This window comes from Rhizobium sp. Root1204 (assembly GCF_001424965.1).
Lineage (GTDB): Bacteria > Pseudomonadota > Alphaproteobacteria > Rhizobiales > Rhizobiaceae > Pararhizobium.
The window spans coordinates 148,888-165,378 of record NZ_LMCZ01000008.1 but is presented as its reverse complement, the minus strand read 5'-3'; the positions used below and the strand labels follow the sequence as shown (position 1 = coordinate 165,378).

General features: G+C 59.0%; 14 protein-coding genes. 3 read left to right on the top strand and 11 right to left on the bottom strand.

All coding sequences use genetic code 11. The features are described from left to right. Nucleotides 1-129: 129 nt before the first annotated feature. The 6 genes from ASC96_RS11215 to ASC96_RS11190 form a co-directional block, all read right to left on the bottom strand. Nucleotides 130-1,416, bottom strand: coding sequence for a glycosyltransferase family 4 protein (locus ASC96_RS11215; protein ID WP_244481987.1), 1,287 nt, complete (start codon nt 1,414-1,416; stop codon nt 130-132). After that, complete coding sequence (locus ASC96_RS11210; protein WP_060503119.1) at nt 1,413-2,189, bottom strand: polysaccharide deacetylase family protein; 777 nt, start codon at nt 2,187-2,189, stop codon at nt 1,413-1,415. Before ASC96_RS11210 ends, ASC96_RS11215 begins: the two co-directional genes overlap by 4 nt. Continuing rightward, nucleotides 2,182-3,441 carry an O-antigen ligase gene (locus ASC96_RS11205; protein ID WP_244481991.1) on the bottom strand — a complete coding sequence of 420 codons (1,260 nt, stop codon included), beginning with the start codon at nt 3,439-3,441 and terminating at the stop codon, nt 2,182-2,184. The genes ASC96_RS11210 and ASC96_RS11205 overlap by 8 nt, the downstream gene beginning before the upstream one ends. A gap of 88 nt (nt 3,442-3,529) precedes the next feature. Beyond that, complete coding sequence (locus tag ASC96_RS11200) at nt 3,530-5,158, bottom strand: GumC family protein (protein ID WP_082512014.1); 1,629 nt, start codon at nt 5,156-5,158, stop codon at nt 3,530-3,532. Between the two features lie 135 nt (nt 5,159-5,293). Beyond that, a complete protein-coding gene (locus ASC96_RS11195; RefSeq protein ID WP_060503118.1) occupies nt 5,294-6,466 on the bottom strand; it encodes a hypothetical protein in 1,173 nt (390 codons plus the stop codon). Nucleotides 6,467-6,548: 82 nt separating this feature from the next. Continuing rightward, the gene (locus ASC96_RS11190) at nt 6,549-7,814 is read right to left on the bottom strand and encodes a lipopolysaccharide biosynthesis protein (protein ID WP_060503168.1); all 1,266 of its coding nucleotides are present in this window, start codon (nt 7,812-7,814) and stop codon (nt 6,549-6,551) included. Nucleotides 7,815-8,154: 340 nt separating this feature from the next. On the opposite strand from ASC96_RS11190, the gene ASC96_RS11185 reads away from it, so the two are divergent. Then, entirely contained in the window at nt 8,155-8,841 is a 687-nt protein-coding gene (locus ASC96_RS11185; protein WP_060503167.1) for a HemK/PrmC family methyltransferase, read from the top strand. 53 nt (nt 8,842-8,894) lie between these two features. Then, nucleotides 8,895-10,010 carry a hypothetical protein gene (locus ASC96_RS11180; protein ID WP_060503117.1) on the top strand — a complete coding sequence of 372 codons (1,116 nt, stop codon included), beginning with the start codon at nt 8,895-8,897 and terminating at the stop codon, nt 10,008-10,010. 30 nt (nt 10,011-10,040) lie between these two features. Here the strand turns inward: ASC96_RS11180 and nadE are convergent, their stop codons facing one another. The 5 genes from nadE to ASC96_RS11155 form a co-directional block, all read right to left on the bottom strand. Continuing rightward, on the bottom strand, nt 10,041-11,054 hold the full coding sequence (gene nadE, locus ASC96_RS11175) for an NAD(+) synthase (protein WP_060503116.1): 1,014 nt from the start codon (nt 11,052-11,054) through the stop codon (nt 10,041-10,043). Then, on the bottom strand, nt 11,051-12,595 hold the full coding sequence (locus ASC96_RS11170; RefSeq protein WP_060503115.1) for an AMP-binding protein: 1,545 nt from the start codon (nt 12,593-12,595) through the stop codon (nt 11,051-11,053). The genes nadE and ASC96_RS11170 overlap by 4 nt, the downstream gene beginning before the upstream one ends. A 26-nt stretch (nt 12,596-12,621) precedes the next feature. Continuing rightward, complete coding sequence (locus tag ASC96_RS11165; protein ID WP_060503114.1) at nt 12,622-12,900, bottom strand: acyl carrier protein; 279 nt, start codon at nt 12,898-12,900, stop codon at nt 12,622-12,624. Nucleotides 12,901-12,921: 21 nt separating this feature from the next. Then, complete coding sequence (gene asnB, locus ASC96_RS11160; RefSeq protein WP_060503113.1) at nt 12,922-14,868, bottom strand: asparagine synthase (glutamine-hydrolyzing); 1,947 nt, start codon at nt 14,866-14,868, stop codon at nt 12,922-12,924. A gap of 372 nt (nt 14,869-15,240) precedes the next feature. After that, nucleotides 15,241-15,501, bottom strand: a complete 261-nt coding sequence (locus tag ASC96_RS11155; RefSeq protein ID WP_060503112.1) for a hypothetical protein — start codon at nt 15,499-15,501, stop codon at nt 15,241-15,243. Nucleotides 15,502-16,005: 504 nt separating this feature from the next. Here ASC96_RS11155 and ASC96_RS11150 point away from each other — a divergent pair. Next, nucleotides 16,006-16,482 (top strand): hypothetical protein, encoded by a 477-nt coding sequence (locus ASC96_RS11150; RefSeq protein ID WP_060503111.1) that lies wholly within the window; start codon nt 16,006-16,008, stop codon nt 16,480-16,482. The last annotated feature ends 9 nt before the right edge of the window (nt 16,483-16,491 follow it).

Here is a 16,491-nt window from a genome sequence, read left to right as displayed (position 1 = left end):
TTGCTCATAGTCCCACATCCCCGGTTCCTTGGGATATGGTTTAGCTGCGAACGGCTGAAATCACGGAAATATAACCGTTAAAATTGTAGATATCGGCTGAAATTATGAGTTGTATTGCCGAGAAGTGTATCAATTTGATTGCGTGATGTGGCGCGTGGGCACCGGCAGGGATGCGCCAAGGCTATTATAGAGTTCCGTCGTCCGCCTCAGATAGGCGGCCGAGGAGAACTCGACGGCGATCCATTGCCGTGCTTTCCGGCCCATCTCGCGCCGTTCTTCGGGTGAGCGCGAATCCATTGCTGTCAGTGCCGCCGCCAGATCCTGCGCATCTCCAGGCATGGCCATCAAACCGGTTTCGCCTTCCAGGATCATCTCGGGAATACCGCCAATCCTGGCACCGATGACCGGCGTTTCGAGTGCATAGGCTTCGAGCACGCTGATGGGGGCGTTCTCGTACCACTCGGACGGCAGTACCAAAGCCTTGGCTTCGCCGATCAACCGATGCAGCGCGTCTCCGGACAGATAGCCGGCGAATACGACATCAGCCTCGAGCGTCTCGGCCAGCGCTTTCAATGCGGCTTCCTCCGGCCCGGTTCCCGCGATCACCAGCTTCTGCTTCGACAGCGCGGCGGCGCGGATCAGCGTGTCGATCCCTTTTTCCGGTGCGAGGCGCCCGGCGAAGGCGAAATAGTCGCTCTCCACCCATTCCGTTTCGAAGGCATCGACATCGACGAAATTGGGAATGTAGACCATTTTTTCCCGCGGCCAGCCCCACTCGACCAGCTTTTCAATGTAAAACCGGCTGGGGACGACGAGGCGGTCGAGATTACTGCGGTACAGTCCAAGGCTTCGATGCAGCGCGGTCTCGGCCAGCACGACGGTGCTCAGCACCGTCGATCCCTTGATGCAGCGATGCACAAGGACATTATGGATGCGGCCGCCCTTGCAGTCTTCGCAGACCTTGGCATCCCGCAGCATCTTGTAGGAGGGACAGGCGAGCTTGAGGTCGTGAACCGTCATGACCGTCGGGATGCCAGCCGATTTCAATGTCGAGAAGATCGCCGGCGAAAGGTGATGGTAGACGTTGTGCGCGTGGGCGATCGCCGGATTGACCCGCTCGATCAGCCGCTTGACATTGCGCTGCGCCTCGAAGGAATAGATGATATTCGCGACCTGCTTGATCTTGTTCAGCGTGCCGGTTTCATGGCCGTATTCAATCTCTGAAACGAAATAGTCGGACCACGGGCTTGGCGGGTTCAATTCATGTTGCATGGCGAAGGGAATGACGTTCCAGCCGGCCTTTTCAAACATGGCGATATGATCGAGGAACACGGCTTCAGCGCCGCCTCTCCGGTAGAAGTAGTTGTTGATCTTCAGCAATGTCGTCTTGCCGATTGTCTGGTTGACGATAGTCAAGGGTGGGCCTCCTTCCAGCCGAAGCGGCCTAATGCCTCGCAGATGGGGAGAATGTCGCACTGGCGTTCGCGGGCGTGCGAGACCAGCCGCTCCAGCGTTTCCGGCCGGCAGCCATAGGGTGTCGGGGTGGCGGCAATATCGTGGGTAAAAAAGATCAGCCAGCCCGGATTGGCCGCAACATCGTCGATCCACCGTGTCAGGCCCAGAGCGTGGTCCTCCGGCTGGCGGATTTCGACGGCTTTCAGCATGAAAGGATCGACCGCTCCCCGGTTGATCGCCTCGCCTGCTGCCCGGCAGGTGGTGTAGCGTTTTTTCAGAACATGCCGAAGGCGGGGTGACGCCGCATTATAGGGGAAGGCGAAGTTGCTGGGCTTACGGGAGATCCCGGCATCGGTCAGGAAGGCTTCGTTGCGGGTGAGGTCATCCGCAAATGTCCGGCTGGTCAAGGTGCTGACCTTGCGGTGAGAAAACGTGTGGCAGCCGATCTCGTGTCCGCGCGCGAACAGTTCACGGCAGCCGTCAGCCGAAATCAACTGGCGATCCGGCTCGATGCGTCCTTCAAGGCCACCGGCGATATAGAAGGTTCCGCGCGCGCCATATTGTTCCAGAATGGTTGCGCCTCTGCTCAGGGCAGTATCGGGAACGTCGTCGAAAGTGAAGGAAATGATCGGTCGCTTTGTCGCGATCGGCCGCCGTGTCCTGGCAAACTGCCCGATCAGCCGGTTGTTCAGCCGGTCGGCGATATTGGTGATCGTGTTGAAAATGTCAGGCATGGGCCGCCGGCCTTTCCGCGGGAGCGAAGCGTTTCTCGGTCAGCGTCGCGGATGATTGGAAACGCAGTCCGTACAGGCAATAGAGGAAGGTGAACCAGAGCAGATTGCCGCCTTCGAAAAACAGGCTTTCGAGGCCGGCGTTGAAAATGACATAGAGCCAGACCCGGATGAAAAGCCGTGTCAGATCCGAATGTTCGATGGCCGGAGGCAGGCGGGAGATGTCGCGCAGCGGCAGGAAAATGACCCAGAGCAGGGTCAGGAAGAGGCCGGGGATGCCTGTCATCAACGCGATGTCGAGATAGGAATTATGGCCGTTGGCTGCAGCGACCGCCCAGGTTTCGACGGAGCCGCCGCTATAGACCAGTTCCTGCGTCTGCCAGAATGCCTTGATGCCGTAGCCGGTGATCGGGTTTTCGGCCAGCGCCGTGAAGGCGAAGCGCCATATGTCGGCCCGGTTGGTGAAGGTGGCATCGATCCCGAGCGAGGTGACAAACTCGCCAAGTGGACGAAAGACGGCCGATCCAACGGCGAACAGATTGAACAATGCGACGCCGCCGACGGCGATAGGAATGCGCAGAAACCGCAGACGCTCGAATACCCAGGCAAGGATCAGGATGCCGGGCAGCATGGCGCTGGAGGTTTTTCCGCCGGTGTGGACGAGAAAGATGATGGCGAGGGCGACGATGGTTATCCCGGCCAGCCGTGACCAAGCATTCATGACGAAAAGGCCGAAGAAGGCTGCAATCACCATGGCGGCAGCGGCACTGTTCTTGTGCGGGAAATGGCCGCGCCACATACCGGCGTTCATCGGTTCGCGCAGTTCCGAAAGCTGATGGATCGACAGTTCCGGTTTGAAGACGATGCCGTAATAAGCGGTCGCCAGCATGATCAGCGTGCCGATCGCCAGCATCTTGGCGAATTGCTTCTCCGATGACGGCATCAGCAGGTAGATGCTGGCGTTGATGGTCGCCATGACGGTCAGGATGACGGCCTTGATGCCGAGCATGGGATGGTTGGAAATCAGCGAAACGAACAGGAACCAGCCGAACAGTGGCAACAGCAGCGCACGGGGCTGCAGGATTGTCGCGCGCAACGGATGGAGCAGACCGTAGCAAAGCGTACCGGCAAACAGGCTGAGCGAGACGATCTGGTTCAGACGGTTCGAATTGCCTGCGGACGGGTCGAGAATACCTTCGCCGGTAAGATCGACAAACGGTGTCATGGAAATCCAGAAGAACAGGAAGATCGCCATGAAGAGCACTGGACCGGCGCCGATACCACCGGTCCCGATACCGGCAGCATCCGGCAGTGTATGATTGTCCGGCGAAGCGGTCCTCATGTCAGCCCGTGCGTGGTTGATGTTGGCGCAAAGCCCGAAGAATGCCGAACAGCAGTGCAAGTCCGATGCCGATTGCGATACCGGCAAACGCTCCGGCGGCAAGCAGAATCAGAGTTCGCGGCGGCCAGCTGCGCGATTGCGGCGGCATTGCACGGGAAATCACCCGGATATTGGAGGTGTTGATCTGCTGCTGTTCGGTAATCTGCTGGGCACGGGTCAGATGCGTTTCATAAAGGGCTGCCTTGGCGCGCGCGTCGCGCTCCAGATCCCGCAGCTCGACCTGCGAATCATTATCCATGTAGACGGTTGTCTGCTGTTCGTTCGCCTTGCCCTGCAGGGCGGCGAGCGCAGACTTGGCCTGGTTCACGTCTGCAAATGCCGTATCGGCGATCCGCCGGGCTTCGTTGTTAATCGATGCCTTCAAGGTCGACAGGTCGGAATTGGCCGCTGTGATCCGCGGGTGCCGGGTACCGTAGGTCAGTTTCAGCGAGTTGAGCTGCAACAGAGCCTGGTCGTAATCCTGCCGCAGCGACGTCATTGCCGGTGAAGCAAAAACCGATGCGGTGCCGGTCCGGCCCGTGGAAATTGCTTCCTGCATCTGCTTGTATCGGGTTTCCAGCTCGATATAGCGCTGCTGGGCCGTCAGGACCTGCGTGTTCAACTCGGCAACAAGCTGTGTGCTGACCAGCTCGCCGTTGGAGGATTGCAGTCCCTTCTGGCGCTTGAACTCCTCCACCTTTGCTTCCGCATTGGTGACGTTGTGCCGAAGCTCTTCCAGGCGATCGTTAAGCGTCGTTGCGACCCTGCCGGCACTTTGCGCGGCGGATTCGAAGATTTCTTTTTCGAACGCATCGACGATTGCGTCGGACAGCGCCACCGATTTCTCCGCATTGTCGGAATAGACGCCGAGCGAAACAACGAATGAACGCTCTTCGCGCCGAGCTTCGACGCGCTCGGCGAGCGCGCGGGTCGCGCCGAGCATCTTTGCCTGTTGAGTTTCGGCCTTGCTGGTACTGGAAAACAGTTCCTTGATGCCTCCAAGGATACCGGGTTTGACGAATTCCGGGTCCTGCGTCAGGTTCATGCCGTCGATGACGCGGGTGAGCACATTGCGCGATGTGAGAATCCGCAACTTGCTTTCGACCTCAAGCAATTGTGAGTCGCGCAACGGATTGGAGCCGAATACGTCGTCACTGACCACCTGCAGATTGGACGGATCGATGACGAGGTCGGTGTAGACGGTGTAGCGCGGCTGGGCAGCCATCGCATAGACAAAAGCTGCGGCCACGCACAGGACCGTTGCGCCGATGATCCAGAGCAGGCCATCCTTGAGCCAATGGAAAACGTCATCGGGACCGATGGCGCGAAGAGCCGCGACATATCCCATGATCTGCCCTTTGACGGGCGTGGGGCGTGCGTTGATCTGTTCGGCGATGACGGCCTGTTGCCGGTTTGGCGAAAATGTCGCGCGTGCTGTCTCAGCGGCTGCGGAGGCGTGATACGCTGGGCGGAAATCCTCGTCGTCGCCGGAGACCAGGTCAAGCAGGGAGCCGGGACGCGGGCGTGAGCGCGCAACCGTTTCCGGGCGCTTCATCGCTTGCCGCAGATCCGGCTCCTTCGGCGTATACATCCGTTCTGTCTCCGCGGCGTGCTTAAAGCCCGTACAGACTATCGCCGTGCTCTAGGTGAGCATCATGAATAGCCCCTTATGGTAAACCGGACGTTAAAATGCCGGGTGCGAGCACCCGCATACGGAGTGTGCGGACTAGAAATCGTGCAGCAGCCGGCTCCAGCTTTCCGAAGCGAGACCACCGGCATAGAACCCATCGCCGATGGCCGCTTCCTTCAGGTCGGCGTGGCGTGTCACCAGGCAGAAATATCCGGTGTGCTTGTGGACCAGATGGCGTTGCCGCAGCACCGCCTGTGTCAGGAAGGGCTGCGCCATTCCTTGCGCGCTTGCATATCCCAGGTTGTCGAGATCCGCGAAAATTTGAGCGACCACGAGCGCTTCCTGACGCTCGTGGCAAAAGACGTTCATGACCACGGCGTTGCGGCCATCCGCGCCAAAATACAGATAGCAGCCGATGATCTTGCCCTGCGCATCCGTGATGCTGCGGCATTGAAGTTCGCCAAGCGAGGTATTCAGTTTCGCGGCAGCGACCAGCCAATCGAATTCCGGTTTGGAAAAGACCGGATGGACCGAGAAGCGCTCCATCATCACCTGCGCCTGTTCCATGAGCTGCGGCAGCGAAATCGGCGTGCTCGTGACGCCATCCTGGGGTGCCGCCGCGAACGAGGTTCTCGAGCGGCGCACGAAGCGGTCCGCAATTCGGGCAAGCCCCTGGAGGGGCAGCTTGGCGAGCAGTTTCACCCTGCGGCGAGCCATGTCGAGCGCGGCTGCGGCCGGGCGGAATGTGCGGTGCCATTCGAGACTTTGAACAGGCAGGACCAGCCCGCCGCCGGCAACCCAGTGGTCGGCGCTGACGGGTGATGCGTTGTCGGTAAAGCAGAAATCCTGGCGTGCTGCGCGCAGCATGCGGGCAAGACGGGCAGCCCCGGCCGCGCCGGACTTTCCCTCGGCCATGAACGCACAAAGTACTCTGGCGGTTACCGGCCGGCCATGAACGATGAATTCCACCGGCATTGCCAGGATAGCGCTGTCGATCGTCGATGTCTCGTTCAGGTGGACGAGGCTACCCACATCCGGCGTGTAGAGAGGGCTGCTGAAGAAAACCGTTTCGAGATAGCCAGCCAGCTGGCTGTCCGTCGCCTGGTTGTTCTTGCGGAAGGTCCGGGTGAACAGATCGGCGATCGCCGGAAGATCCGAGCGTTCCATTGCGCGAACCGCGCCAGTATTGGGCCTCTGCCGTCCCTCTCCGGAAGGCGCGGCGGAGAGTTCGGTGGGTTGTCTCAAAGCATTTTCCGCAGCGGGTGTCATGTCACACTCTTCATATCCGGCTCTATTACGCCAGTTTATTTACGGGATATCGGTCAATATTCTCTAAGTACCTAAAGCGTATTTATATAAGGGCTGCCCCGGTATTATCTTTTAGCTCATCCTTCTTCGCGTAGCGGAAGAAGACCGTCCAGGCGACGGCTACCATTGAAATCTCGATCACATAGAATGAAACGACAGTTCCCATCGGGGGGGCGTACCAGGTTGCCCAGGCGGCAAGGGCTGCGCCCAGAATGCTGCCAAGACCCATGACACTGGCGCGCGCCGCATGATATCCGGCGGCCCCGAGGGCTTCGACGGCAATCGACCACATGCCGAGCGGTATGACGACCCAGCAGAGATTGCGGACGAAGGACACGAGCGTCAGATATTCGTGGCCGAACAGATATGGCAGCAACGGCGCCAGGAGGAATACGGTTGCCGCCGCTGCCAGGCTGATGCCGGTTGCAGCAAAAAGCACCTTGCGAATGCGATCCATCGCCTTATGAAGACCATTGGCGGCTGCCCGTGCAGAGCCGGGATACATCAACCGGTTCAAGGCCTCGACGGAGAGATAGCTGCTTTCGAGAATCCGGCGGGCGACGCTGTAACTGGCAACGATTTCGGCCGTCGTGACAAGGCTCAGCGTCAAAAGGTCGGCATTCTGGCGGATCGCACGCAAAATGAAGGGAATGCTGAAATACATGCCGAGCGGCAATTCTTCCCGAACGATCTCGTACTTTGGCCGGCCTAGTTTTGCCAGTGCCCGGATACAGAAGGCTGCAACCAGAACGTGGCAGGCAAATTGCCAGACTGCCCATTCGGCGACTGTCGAGACACCAAATGCAAGGCAGGCAAGCGCTGCAGTGATGGTGCGTGCAATTGCAAAGCTGACGACGGTCATGTTGGCTGAGACGAAATTGGAGTGACCGATGAAGATTTGCTCGGTCAGGACAATGATGCGTACGAAAATGATGTTGGTGATCAACATCAGCGTCATGTCGAGGAGGTTGAGCGACGGATCGGGCGAAAGCGCGAAGAAGAACGGCAAGATAGCGACGCCGAGCAGGACGAGTGCTACGCCGCTGATCGCCGTCAGGATGATATTGTGGCCAAGCATGACCGGATACATTGCGGGATCACGCGCGACACGCCGGACCAGGCATTCCATGCCGCCGAGCCCGCAGAGATGGACGGCAATGTTGCAAACCGCGGTAACGGCGACGAAGACACTGAACTCGTTGACGCCGAGTGAGCGAGCGAGAATGGCGAAGGTGAGCAGCTGGGCAGCCGAACTCAAGATGAGGCTGCCGCCGGAGGCCATGTAAGACATGACCATCGACATCAGCATCCGCTGCTTGGGCGCGTGAAAAGCGTCCGCTGTCACCGTTGGTGTTCTCCTCTTGCAGTCAATGAGGTTCCGTTTGGGTGCAGCGGTAACAACCACGGCAAATTGAGCGAAAACGTCAAAGTTGCAGGTGCGTCAGTTTCATTAGATTTCCGGTTGTCCGACAATACGTTCATTCACTGCAAAGGTCGTTAATTTCACCGTGAATTTGCGCCTGAGCCGTCCAAGAATTCATATTGAGGTTAACGCTTGCCATTGCTGAATTGATTTCAGTTTATGTTTACTTCGCTACGGTATTGATTGCAGAAGGTTTTGGGGATTGCAGGTTGGAGTTGCGCTGGTGATGGACAAAGCACGCGTTGAGGACCGGAACGGAGCGCCGCTGCATCGTTTCATGGGAGTTGATCTCGAACTGGCTCCCGGTGTGCTCGTTCCGAGGGAAGAAACGGAGCTTCTGGGACGCACGTCGCTTGGATTGATCGAGGGACGGGCTGAAAGTCCGTTGGTGATCGACATGTGCTGCGGTTCCGGCAACCTCGCCCTGGCAATTGCCACGCACAGCCCTTCAGCCCAGCTCTGGGCATGCGATCTGACCGACGAGACTGTAAGTCTTGCGAAGCGAAATACCGAACGCTGCGGAGTTACCGATCGCCTCAGGGTTGTCCAGGGTGATCTCTTCGGCGGCCTTGCCGGCAAGGACCTCGAAGGCAAGATCGATCTCATCGTCTGCAACCCTCCTTATATCTCTACCCAACGCCTCGAAGGCGATAGCGCGCATCTTCTCAACAACGAGCCGCGCGAGGCCTTCGACGGTGGACCCTATGGTATCTCCATTCATCAGCGTCTTGTCCGTGATGCGCTTGCTTTTCTGAAGCCCGGCGGCTGGCTGGCTTTCGAATTCGGCGAAGGGCAGCACCGGCAGGCGGCCGCATTGCTTGCCCGCGCGCGGGGATATGAACCGGCGGCCTTCGCCGAGGATGCAGGTGGTCTTCCGCGTGTCGCTTTCGTCCAGAAACGGTCCGATGCGTAACGCGTCTGCACCGAGCCTGCCTGCAAAACCTTCTGCCGGAACCCGAAAAGCCGATGAGTGAAATCCGCGCGTTGCAAAGCTCCGATATCCCGGCTCTGGCAGGGATGTTTCAACGTGTCTTCCGCGATCCAAAGGTTCCGCCCGGCAAGGGTCTGGCAGATTATCTCCGGCATTTTTATCTCGATGCGCCAGGCCAGGATATCGGTATCGCCTCACTCGTTCATTTGAGTGACGGCGGCGAGATGACCGGCTTCGTCGGCGCCACGGGTTTGCCGATGACGTTTCAGGGCCGGCAATTGCGGGCGGCGATTTGCGGCTCGCTGATGGTCGAGGGGCGGGACGCCGATCCGCTGGCGGGTGCGCGGCTGCTCAAGGCATTTCTCGCCGGCCCGCAGGACCTGTCGTTCAGCGAAACGGCGAGCGAGGTGTCGGCCGCAATGTGGATGAAGCTGCGTGGGTTGGCCCTGCCGCAATACAGTCTCGACTGGCTGCGCATCATCCGGCCGGCCGGGTTCTTTACGGAGCTTGGCATGAGCCGCATCAGCGCCGCTCGTTTTCTGCGGCCGCTGGCGCGCAAGACTGATGATATTCTGCTCCGGCGCATGCGTTCCGACGATCTGCGGTGGTCCGGGATTCCGGCAACCTGGAACGGGCACGGCAGTTTCAAGACAAGCGATGTGTCTGCTGACGACTTTGCCGAACTGTTTGTCCGCTTGACCGCGCGGTACCTGTTGCGGCCTGATTTTTCCAGCGAGCAACTCGCCTATATTTTGCAGGATACAAAGCACGCGAGAGCCGAAGGTGCGGTCAATTTCTGCAAGGTCGAAGCTCGGACCGGCGCTGTCATCGGAGCTTTCGTCTATCACGGAGATGCAGGGCGCATCGGCAGGGTTCTGCAGATCCTGTCGATCCCCGGTCAGGAGCGCCAGGTTATCGATTGCCTGATTGCACATGCCGCAGGGCGGGGTCTGGTTGCGCTGCGCGGCCGTACCCAGCCGGCGCTTCTTGAAGCCATGCTCGGGCGCCGTATCTCGTTCACCCATATCGCCTCAAGTGTCATCCATGCCAAGGATCCCGAAATCCTTCAGGCCTTCCAGAATGGCGAAGGGTTTTTCAACGGGCTTGCCGGTGAACACTGGAGCCGGCTGGCAGCGGGCGATATCGACTGACACGCTCGCCGCCGCTTATCCTGTCGCGGATTATTTTGGCGCGATTTCGCTCACCGGTTCGACCAGTTGCGGCGCAAGGTGCAGGTAGCGCGTCGCCTTGCGCTTGGCAGTGATATCGGCCCAGACGCGCGACATCTGATCGGCGGTCAGGCCGGCGGCGGCTGCAACGGTTTCTGCTGGCAGATTATTGTTGAGGCCGTAAAGGCAGAGATCCATCCGATCATAGGGCAGGGAGAAGTAGAACTCCTCCTGTGTCTGTTGCAGCGAATAGGTATCTGTCGTCGGCGGACGTCTGCAGATTTCCTCCGGCACACCGAGATAGGCGGCCAGCTGATAGACCTGGGTCTTGTAGAGATGGGCGATCGGCTTGACGTCGGCGGCGCCGTCTCCGTTCTTGACGAAAAAGCCCTGGTCATATTCCAGCCGGTTCGGCGTGCCGATGACGGCATAGTTCAGCCGGTCGGCATGGAAATATTCGAGCTGCTTGCGGGTGCGCTGCTTCATGTTGGTGGCAGCGACGATCCCGAGGTAGACGGATGGCGTCATCCGCAGCTTCGTCTGTTTGCCGTCCGGGTCCTGCACGACGAGGTAGGAAATGTTGTAGCCATCGCCTTCGAGTGCGCTGGAAATGACGATCTTCGAGGCCCAGGCGCTGGTATACTCCGGAACCAGCTCACGGATGAAGGCGTCGCGACGATCGTAGCAGCCCATGGCCTGTAGTGACGGGCCGATATCTTCGACGACACTGTCAATGCCGAAGGTTTCGGCGATCTTCCGGCCGAGGCGCAGGCTATCCGGATCGGAATCGTTTTCCGGCATGAACAGCGCATAGACGTTCTTGGCGCCGACTGCGCGGGCGGCCAGAGCTGCGCAGACGCTGCTGTCGATGCCGCCGGAAAGACCAAGAACGAGGCCACGCTTGCGCAAGGGGCCACGCAATTGCTCACGTAGCGCTGCGACGATCTTGTCGGTTTCCTTGGCCGGGTCGATTGCCAGCGTCGCTGCTGAGAATACGGCGGTGGTTTCGGCGCTATGCATGTTCATTCGGCAGCCTCCAGTGTTTCTGCGGCGAGCCTGCGGCTGACCTTGCCGGTATCTGTTTTAGGGAGTTCGTCGCGAAATTCGATGAGACGCGGAACCATGAAATCTTCCAGATGGGCCGCGCAATGCTTGATGATCTCGCGGTCCGTCAACGCCGGATCGGAGAGAACGACGATGGCTGCGATCGCCTGGCCAAGGACCGGATCAGGCAGACCGATGACGACCGCCTCGGCGATACCCGGATGGGCGTGCAGCACCGTCTCGACTTCCTTCGGCGCAACCTTCTCCCCACGGGTCTTGATGATATCGTCCTTGCGGCCGACGAAATAGAGGAAGCCTTCCTCGTCGGTGCGGAAGAGATCGCCGGTGTAGAGCACCTTTTCCCAAGGGTTGGGTCCGGCGCGCAGCATCTTGCTGGTCGCCTCGTCATTGCGCCAGTAGCCCTGCATCACGTGCGGGCCACGGATCACCAGCTCACCGGGGACGCCAGGCGCCACGCGCTGGCCATTGTCATCGACCACGAAAGCTTCGGTATTGGGGATGGCAATGCCGACCGAGCCGGGGCGGCGATCGAGTTCTGCCGGCGGCAGGTAGGTGCAGCGCTTGCATTCGGTTAGGCCGTACATCGAATAGACCGTTGCGCGCGGAAACAGTTCGCGCAGGCGGGCGATATGGGCCGGAGGCAGCGCGGCTGCGGTATTGGTGATGTAACGCAGGCTCGGCAGGAAATCCGGTTCTAGATCGCGCATCTGCAGGATCATCGCGGCCATGGTCGGCACCAGCGGGAAGCCGGTGACGTTTTCTTCGCGGATACGGTCGAAGATGGCCTGCGGGAAGGCGAACGAGGCCTCGAGCACGATGGTTGCGCCGAGTTTGACGGCCATCAGCAGCTGGTAGAGGCCGTAATCGAAGGCGAGCGGAAGGACATTCAGGATGATGTCGTCGGCCCTATTTTCCAGATAGGTGGTGATCGAGGTTGCCGCTGCTTCGACATTCCGATGCGTCATCATCACGCCCTTCGGGCGTCCGGTCGAACCCGAGGTGTAGATCAAAAGCGCCAGATCGACGTCGATACCGTGATGTTTGACATCGGTTTCAGTGACTGCAAGACAGGCCTCGAAATCAGCAATGCCGTCGCCGGGGCCAGCGCCTCTGAATTTCGTCGATGCGACAAACAGCGGCCGTGGTTCGATCGCCCGCGCTTCAGAGACGATGGGCAGCAGTTTACCTTGGGTCAGAATACCTGCCGCTTCGCAGTTTCCAATCATGTAGGCGAGCTTGTCGGCCTTGGTCGATGGATTGACCGGCACGGCAGTGGCGCCAGCTTTCAGGATGGCAAAAAGCGAGACCGCTGCTTCCCAGCAATTGTTCATGAAGACGAGGATGCGGTCGCCGCGCACGATTCCGTCCGCGGCAAGCGACGAAGCCAGCCGTCCGGCTGCCGCGTCGAATTCCGCATAGGTAAAGCGCTTGTCGCCGGCCACCAACGCTGTCTTCGCGCCGTTCATGCGGGCGCTGTTCTGCAGAAATTCTTCGACGCGCATCGTCTGTCTCCCGTCGCCTGATCGTGTCAGGCCGACATCTTGTTGAGTGCGGGCTGCTGGGCGTGCTTGGCAACAAAGGCTGTGATGCGTGCCACGGAATCGAGATTGGCGGGGACGATATCCGCGTCGGCCATGACGAAACCGAACTGATCCTCGATGAAGGCGACGAGTTCGAGAACACCGGTGGAATCGATGACTTCGTTTTCGATCAACGATGCCTCGTCCTGAAGGTCGTAGGACGCGTCGCCAAACAGGAAGTTCTCGATGATGAAGGCCTTGATGCTGTCCTTGATAGGTTGGGTCATATGTTTTTCCTCAGATAAAGATCAGGCCGCCTTGGTGCTAAGCGCCTTGGTGGCTGAAAATGTGTTTTGCCAGAGTTGGGTTGATAGGATGCCGACGAAGGCGACATTGTCACGATAGCCGGAAGCCGGCTTCTCGCTGCATTTCTCGTAAAGCTTCGAAACGGCCTTCGGGTTGAAAAGGCCGGATGCCGTGATGCTGCGCTCGCTGAAGGCGTCGCGGACATAGTCCCGTTCGTTGCCGCCGACGAAGGACTGGCTGTCCGGTGCCCGATAGGGCTGCTTGGTCCGGCGCCCGATGGTCTCCGGGAGAAGGTCTTTTGTCGCTTCCCGCAGGATGTGTTTTTCGACCAGTCCCTTGAGCTTCATTTCGGGCGGCAGCCGGGTGGCGAATTCGACCAGGCGATGGTCGAGGAACGGGAAACGGCCTTCGATGCCATGCGCCATCGCCATGCGATCACCCTGGCTTGACAGAATATAGCCCGGCAGAAGGAAACGGCTTTCGAGATATTGCGCCTGATGCAATGGGTGCCAGCGGCCAAAGTCTTGCGGCAGCCGCGAAACCATTTCTGCGGCGGCGTCATAGCCGTCAAGCGTCTGGCGTAGATCGCCTGAGAAGAACAGCTTGGCGGCGGCGGTCCCGCGCAAACGCGGCCGGTGCGAAAACAGCGGATCGTCCATACTGTCGGCGCCGGCCCCGAAGAAGGCGGCCAGATATTCGGCCGATTGCTGCTTCAACCCCGGCAGATAGGCGTAGAGCTTGCGGAACAGATGCGGCCTGATCCGCGAACCCGGCTGGCGGGCGCAGAAGCGGCGGACGCGAGCCTCCTTGAAAATATCATAGCCGGCAAATACCTCGTCGGCACCTTCGCCGGTCAGGACGACCTTCAGGCCCTTTTCGCGGACAAGACCGGACAGCTGATAGAGCGGTGCAGGGGCGGTGCGCAGGATCGGGCGCTCGGTAAAGCGGATTACTTCGGGAAACACTCGGGCGATATCGCCTTCGCCGCTGGCAACTGCGTGATGATGCGTGCCAAGAGCCTGCGCCATCTGGTGCTGGAAAGCACTCTCGTCATGTTCGGCACTTCCGAAGGTGACCGAAAACGTCGAGAGTCCGCCTGACGCCATGGGGGCTGCCAGCGCCGAGACGATCGATGAATCAAGGCCGCCGGAGAGGTAAGAGCCGACCGGAACATCAGCCCGCATCCGGATACGTGTCGCATCGGTCAGCAGGTCGCGGAGTTCTTCGGCGGCGGCGCGCTCGTCCGTGTAGGCGGCTGGCTCGCCCATATCCGGATATTGCAGCTGCCAGTAAGGCTTAATCGACATCTCGCCCTTCTCCGCAATCAGCAGATGCGCGGGTTCTAGTTCAAAGATGTCGCGAAAGGCGGTGCGGGGTGCAATCGGCGCCCAGAGCGTGAAGATCTGATCCAGCGCGAAGGGGTCCATCTCAGCGCGAACGCCCGGCACCTGCAGCAGGGCCTTCACTTCCGAGGCGAAATAGAGGTTTTTCCCGACCATTGTATAGAAGAGCGGGCGGACGCCCATGCGGTCGCGGGCAATGATCATGCGTTGTGTGGATGCGTCCCAGATCGCAAAGGCAAAATCGCCGTTGAGCAAGGACATGCAATCCAGCCCCATGCGCTCATAAAGGTGCAGGATGACTTCGGTATCGCTGCCGGTGCGGAACACATGGCCCTGCGCGTTCAGCGTCTCGCGCAGTTCGACATAGTTGAAAATCTCGCCGTTGAATACGATGGTGAAATCGCCGCTGGAATGCGTCATCGGCTGCTGGCCGTCGCCCAGGCCGACAATCGACAGGCGTACATGGCCGAGCCCGACGGAGGGTGCGGTAAAGATGCCCTGCTCATCCGGCCCGCGATGTGCAATCGCGGCAACCATGCGCTGCAGCAACGGCTGCGCATCATGAGGCGCGACGCCATCTCCGAAGTATCCGCCAAATCCGCACATGCAGCAAAATCCCCGACTTGCCCTGGAAGCCGCATATTGCCTGAAAAGCGTCCGTGATGTGTTAATCTGGACCAGAATTCAGAAGCGATTTCCGGTATTTGGTCTCACGGTAAAAATTGATTTAAGAGTAGTTCCGGCTTTTTATTAAAGTTCTAAGCAATGAAAGGTTGGCCCCTGTTGACTTGGGAAATGCAATTTATCACGCGCCGTCGCGTCTTTTCAGGGCGATTTCGACGCTTGATCGGGTCGATTTCTGCTAAGTCTATGCAATCTTGGGTGGATTTTGTGAGCGCCAGAAGATTTTTAACCTGGTGACGTTGTCCGGCACTATGGTCAATGAATCCGCAACGACGGTGGCTGATGCGTCTCTTCTTAATCAGGCGAGCGGTTGGCTGTGCTGTTTTGCCCCGGAATGGCAGGATCGCTAAAGACGAATTTTGGTCTGGAAGTGCCGGCTACGGCCTTGCAGATGAAAAGGACCGTCAGCAAAGGCCAGAAAAAGCAGAGAACCAGGCCCGCTACGCGGTAGATCGACCATTGGCCGCCGGCTCGCTCGCCTTCGATATAAGTTGGCACGAGATAAATAAAGGTGGTCAAGGCGTAAGCCAGCGCCGCAATCTGGAGGGTCGACATGGTGGTGCGCTCCTCTTCTGTTTACGTTCGCACTTTTCTCCGTCCTGCAATTTGCGCGAAAGCTGGAGACAAGTCACTGCTATAAAGGGCGAAATTAACGCTTTCTTAACTTAAGGTAAATTTCCGGCTCGCTCAGCCGGTCTTGGCAAATTTGCGCGATTCATGACAAGGCATGTCTTAGTTCCCCAATCGATCTTGCCAAACCGGTCTGTTGACAGGTCTCGAATTCGCAAACTAGGTTAAGTCCAATAAGTTGACTTAATGATCGGGGAGCGAAACCTGGGAGGGCTCGTCATGCTGTGATCCAGGGAATCGGCGTCCGGGCCTCCATGAGGCGTGGCGTTTTCCCATGGCTGCGAAATCAAAGGGGTGGGCGTCTTGCTTCGCTCCAAATCACGCAGGATATTCTGATGTTCGTAGTCTCAAGCTTGCAAGGTAGGCAGGCGAGAATCCTATCTTTCATATCCCCTTCTATCGCAAACGTCATAGCACAGGGTTCAACACATGGATTATCTGGTCAATCTTTCACTGGTTAAGCCGATTCCGGAACTGAACGCGCGCATGAAAAACGCAGGGGTCACCATCCGGCGTGCGCTTGCCCCGGAATTCGAACTGGCTACCGGCTGGGTGCGGGAGAAGTTCGGCTCCGGTTGGGCGAGCGAGACGGCAGTGGCTTTCGCCCGCCAGCCACCGACCTGTTTCTTGGCGACCCGGGCGCAAAAGCTGATTGGTTTTGCCTGTCATGAATCGATTGCCCGCGGTTTTTTTGGACCGACCGGGGTCGATGAGGCGGCGCGCGGCGAGAGTATCGGCCATGCCCTACTTCTCGCCAGTCTGTTGGATTTGAAAGTCATGGGCTACGGTTACGCCATCATCGGCGATGTCGGGCCATCGGCTTTTTACGAGCGGACGGTGGGTGCTGCGCCGATCCCGAATTCCGCCCCCGGTGTCTATGCCGGGCTGCTCAACAGCGCCGAATGACCGTTTTCT

Excerpts from the sequence above, each read along its gene's own strand:
- ASC96_RS11210 (WP_060503119.1), bottom strand. The coding sequence starts at position 2,189 with ATGCCTGACATTTTCAACACGATCACCAATATCGCCGACCGGCTGAAC.
- ASC96_RS11205 (WP_244481991.1), bottom strand. The coding sequence starts at position 3,441 with ATGGCGATCTTCCTGTTCTTCTGGATTTCCATGACACCGTTTGTCGAT.
- ASC96_RS11200 (WP_082512014.1), bottom strand. The coding sequence starts at position 5,158 with ATGTATACGCCGAAGGAGCCGGATCTGCGGCAAGCGATGAAGCGCCCG.
- ASC96_RS11195 (WP_060503118.1), bottom strand. The coding sequence starts at position 6,466 with ATGACACCCGCTGCGGAAAATGCTTTGAGACAACCCACCGAACTCTCC.
- ASC96_RS11190 (WP_060503168.1), bottom strand. The coding sequence starts at position 7,814 with ATGCTGATGTCGATGGTCATGTCTTACATGGCCTCCGGCGGCAGCCTC.
- ASC96_RS11185 (WP_060503167.1), top strand. The coding sequence starts at position 8,155 with ATGGACAAAGCACGCGTTGAGGACCGGAACGGAGCGCCGCTGCATCGT.
- ASC96_RS11180 (WP_060503117.1), top strand. The coding sequence starts at position 8,895 with ATGAGTGAAATCCGCGCGTTGCAAAGCTCCGATATCCCGGCTCTGGCA.
- nadE (WP_060503116.1), bottom strand. The coding sequence starts at position 11,054 with ATGAACATGCATAGCGCCGAAACCACCGCCGTATTCTCAGCAGCGACG.
- ASC96_RS11170 (WP_060503115.1), bottom strand. The coding sequence starts at position 12,595 with ATGCGCGTCGAAGAATTTCTGCAGAACAGCGCCCGCATGAACGGCGCG.
- ASC96_RS11165 (WP_060503114.1), bottom strand. The coding sequence starts at position 12,900 with ATGACCCAACCTATCAAGGACAGCATCAAGGCCTTCATCATCGAGAAC.
- asnB (WP_060503113.1), bottom strand. The coding sequence starts at position 14,868 with ATGTGCGGATTTGGCGGATACTTCGGAGATGGCGTCGCGCCTCATGAT.
- ASC96_RS11155 (WP_060503112.1), bottom strand. The coding sequence starts at position 15,501 with ATGTCGACCCTCCAGATTGCGGCGCTGGCTTACGCCTTGACCACCTTT.
- ASC96_RS11150 (WP_060503111.1), top strand. The coding sequence starts at position 16,006 with ATGGATTATCTGGTCAATCTTTCACTGGTTAAGCCGATTCCGGAACTG.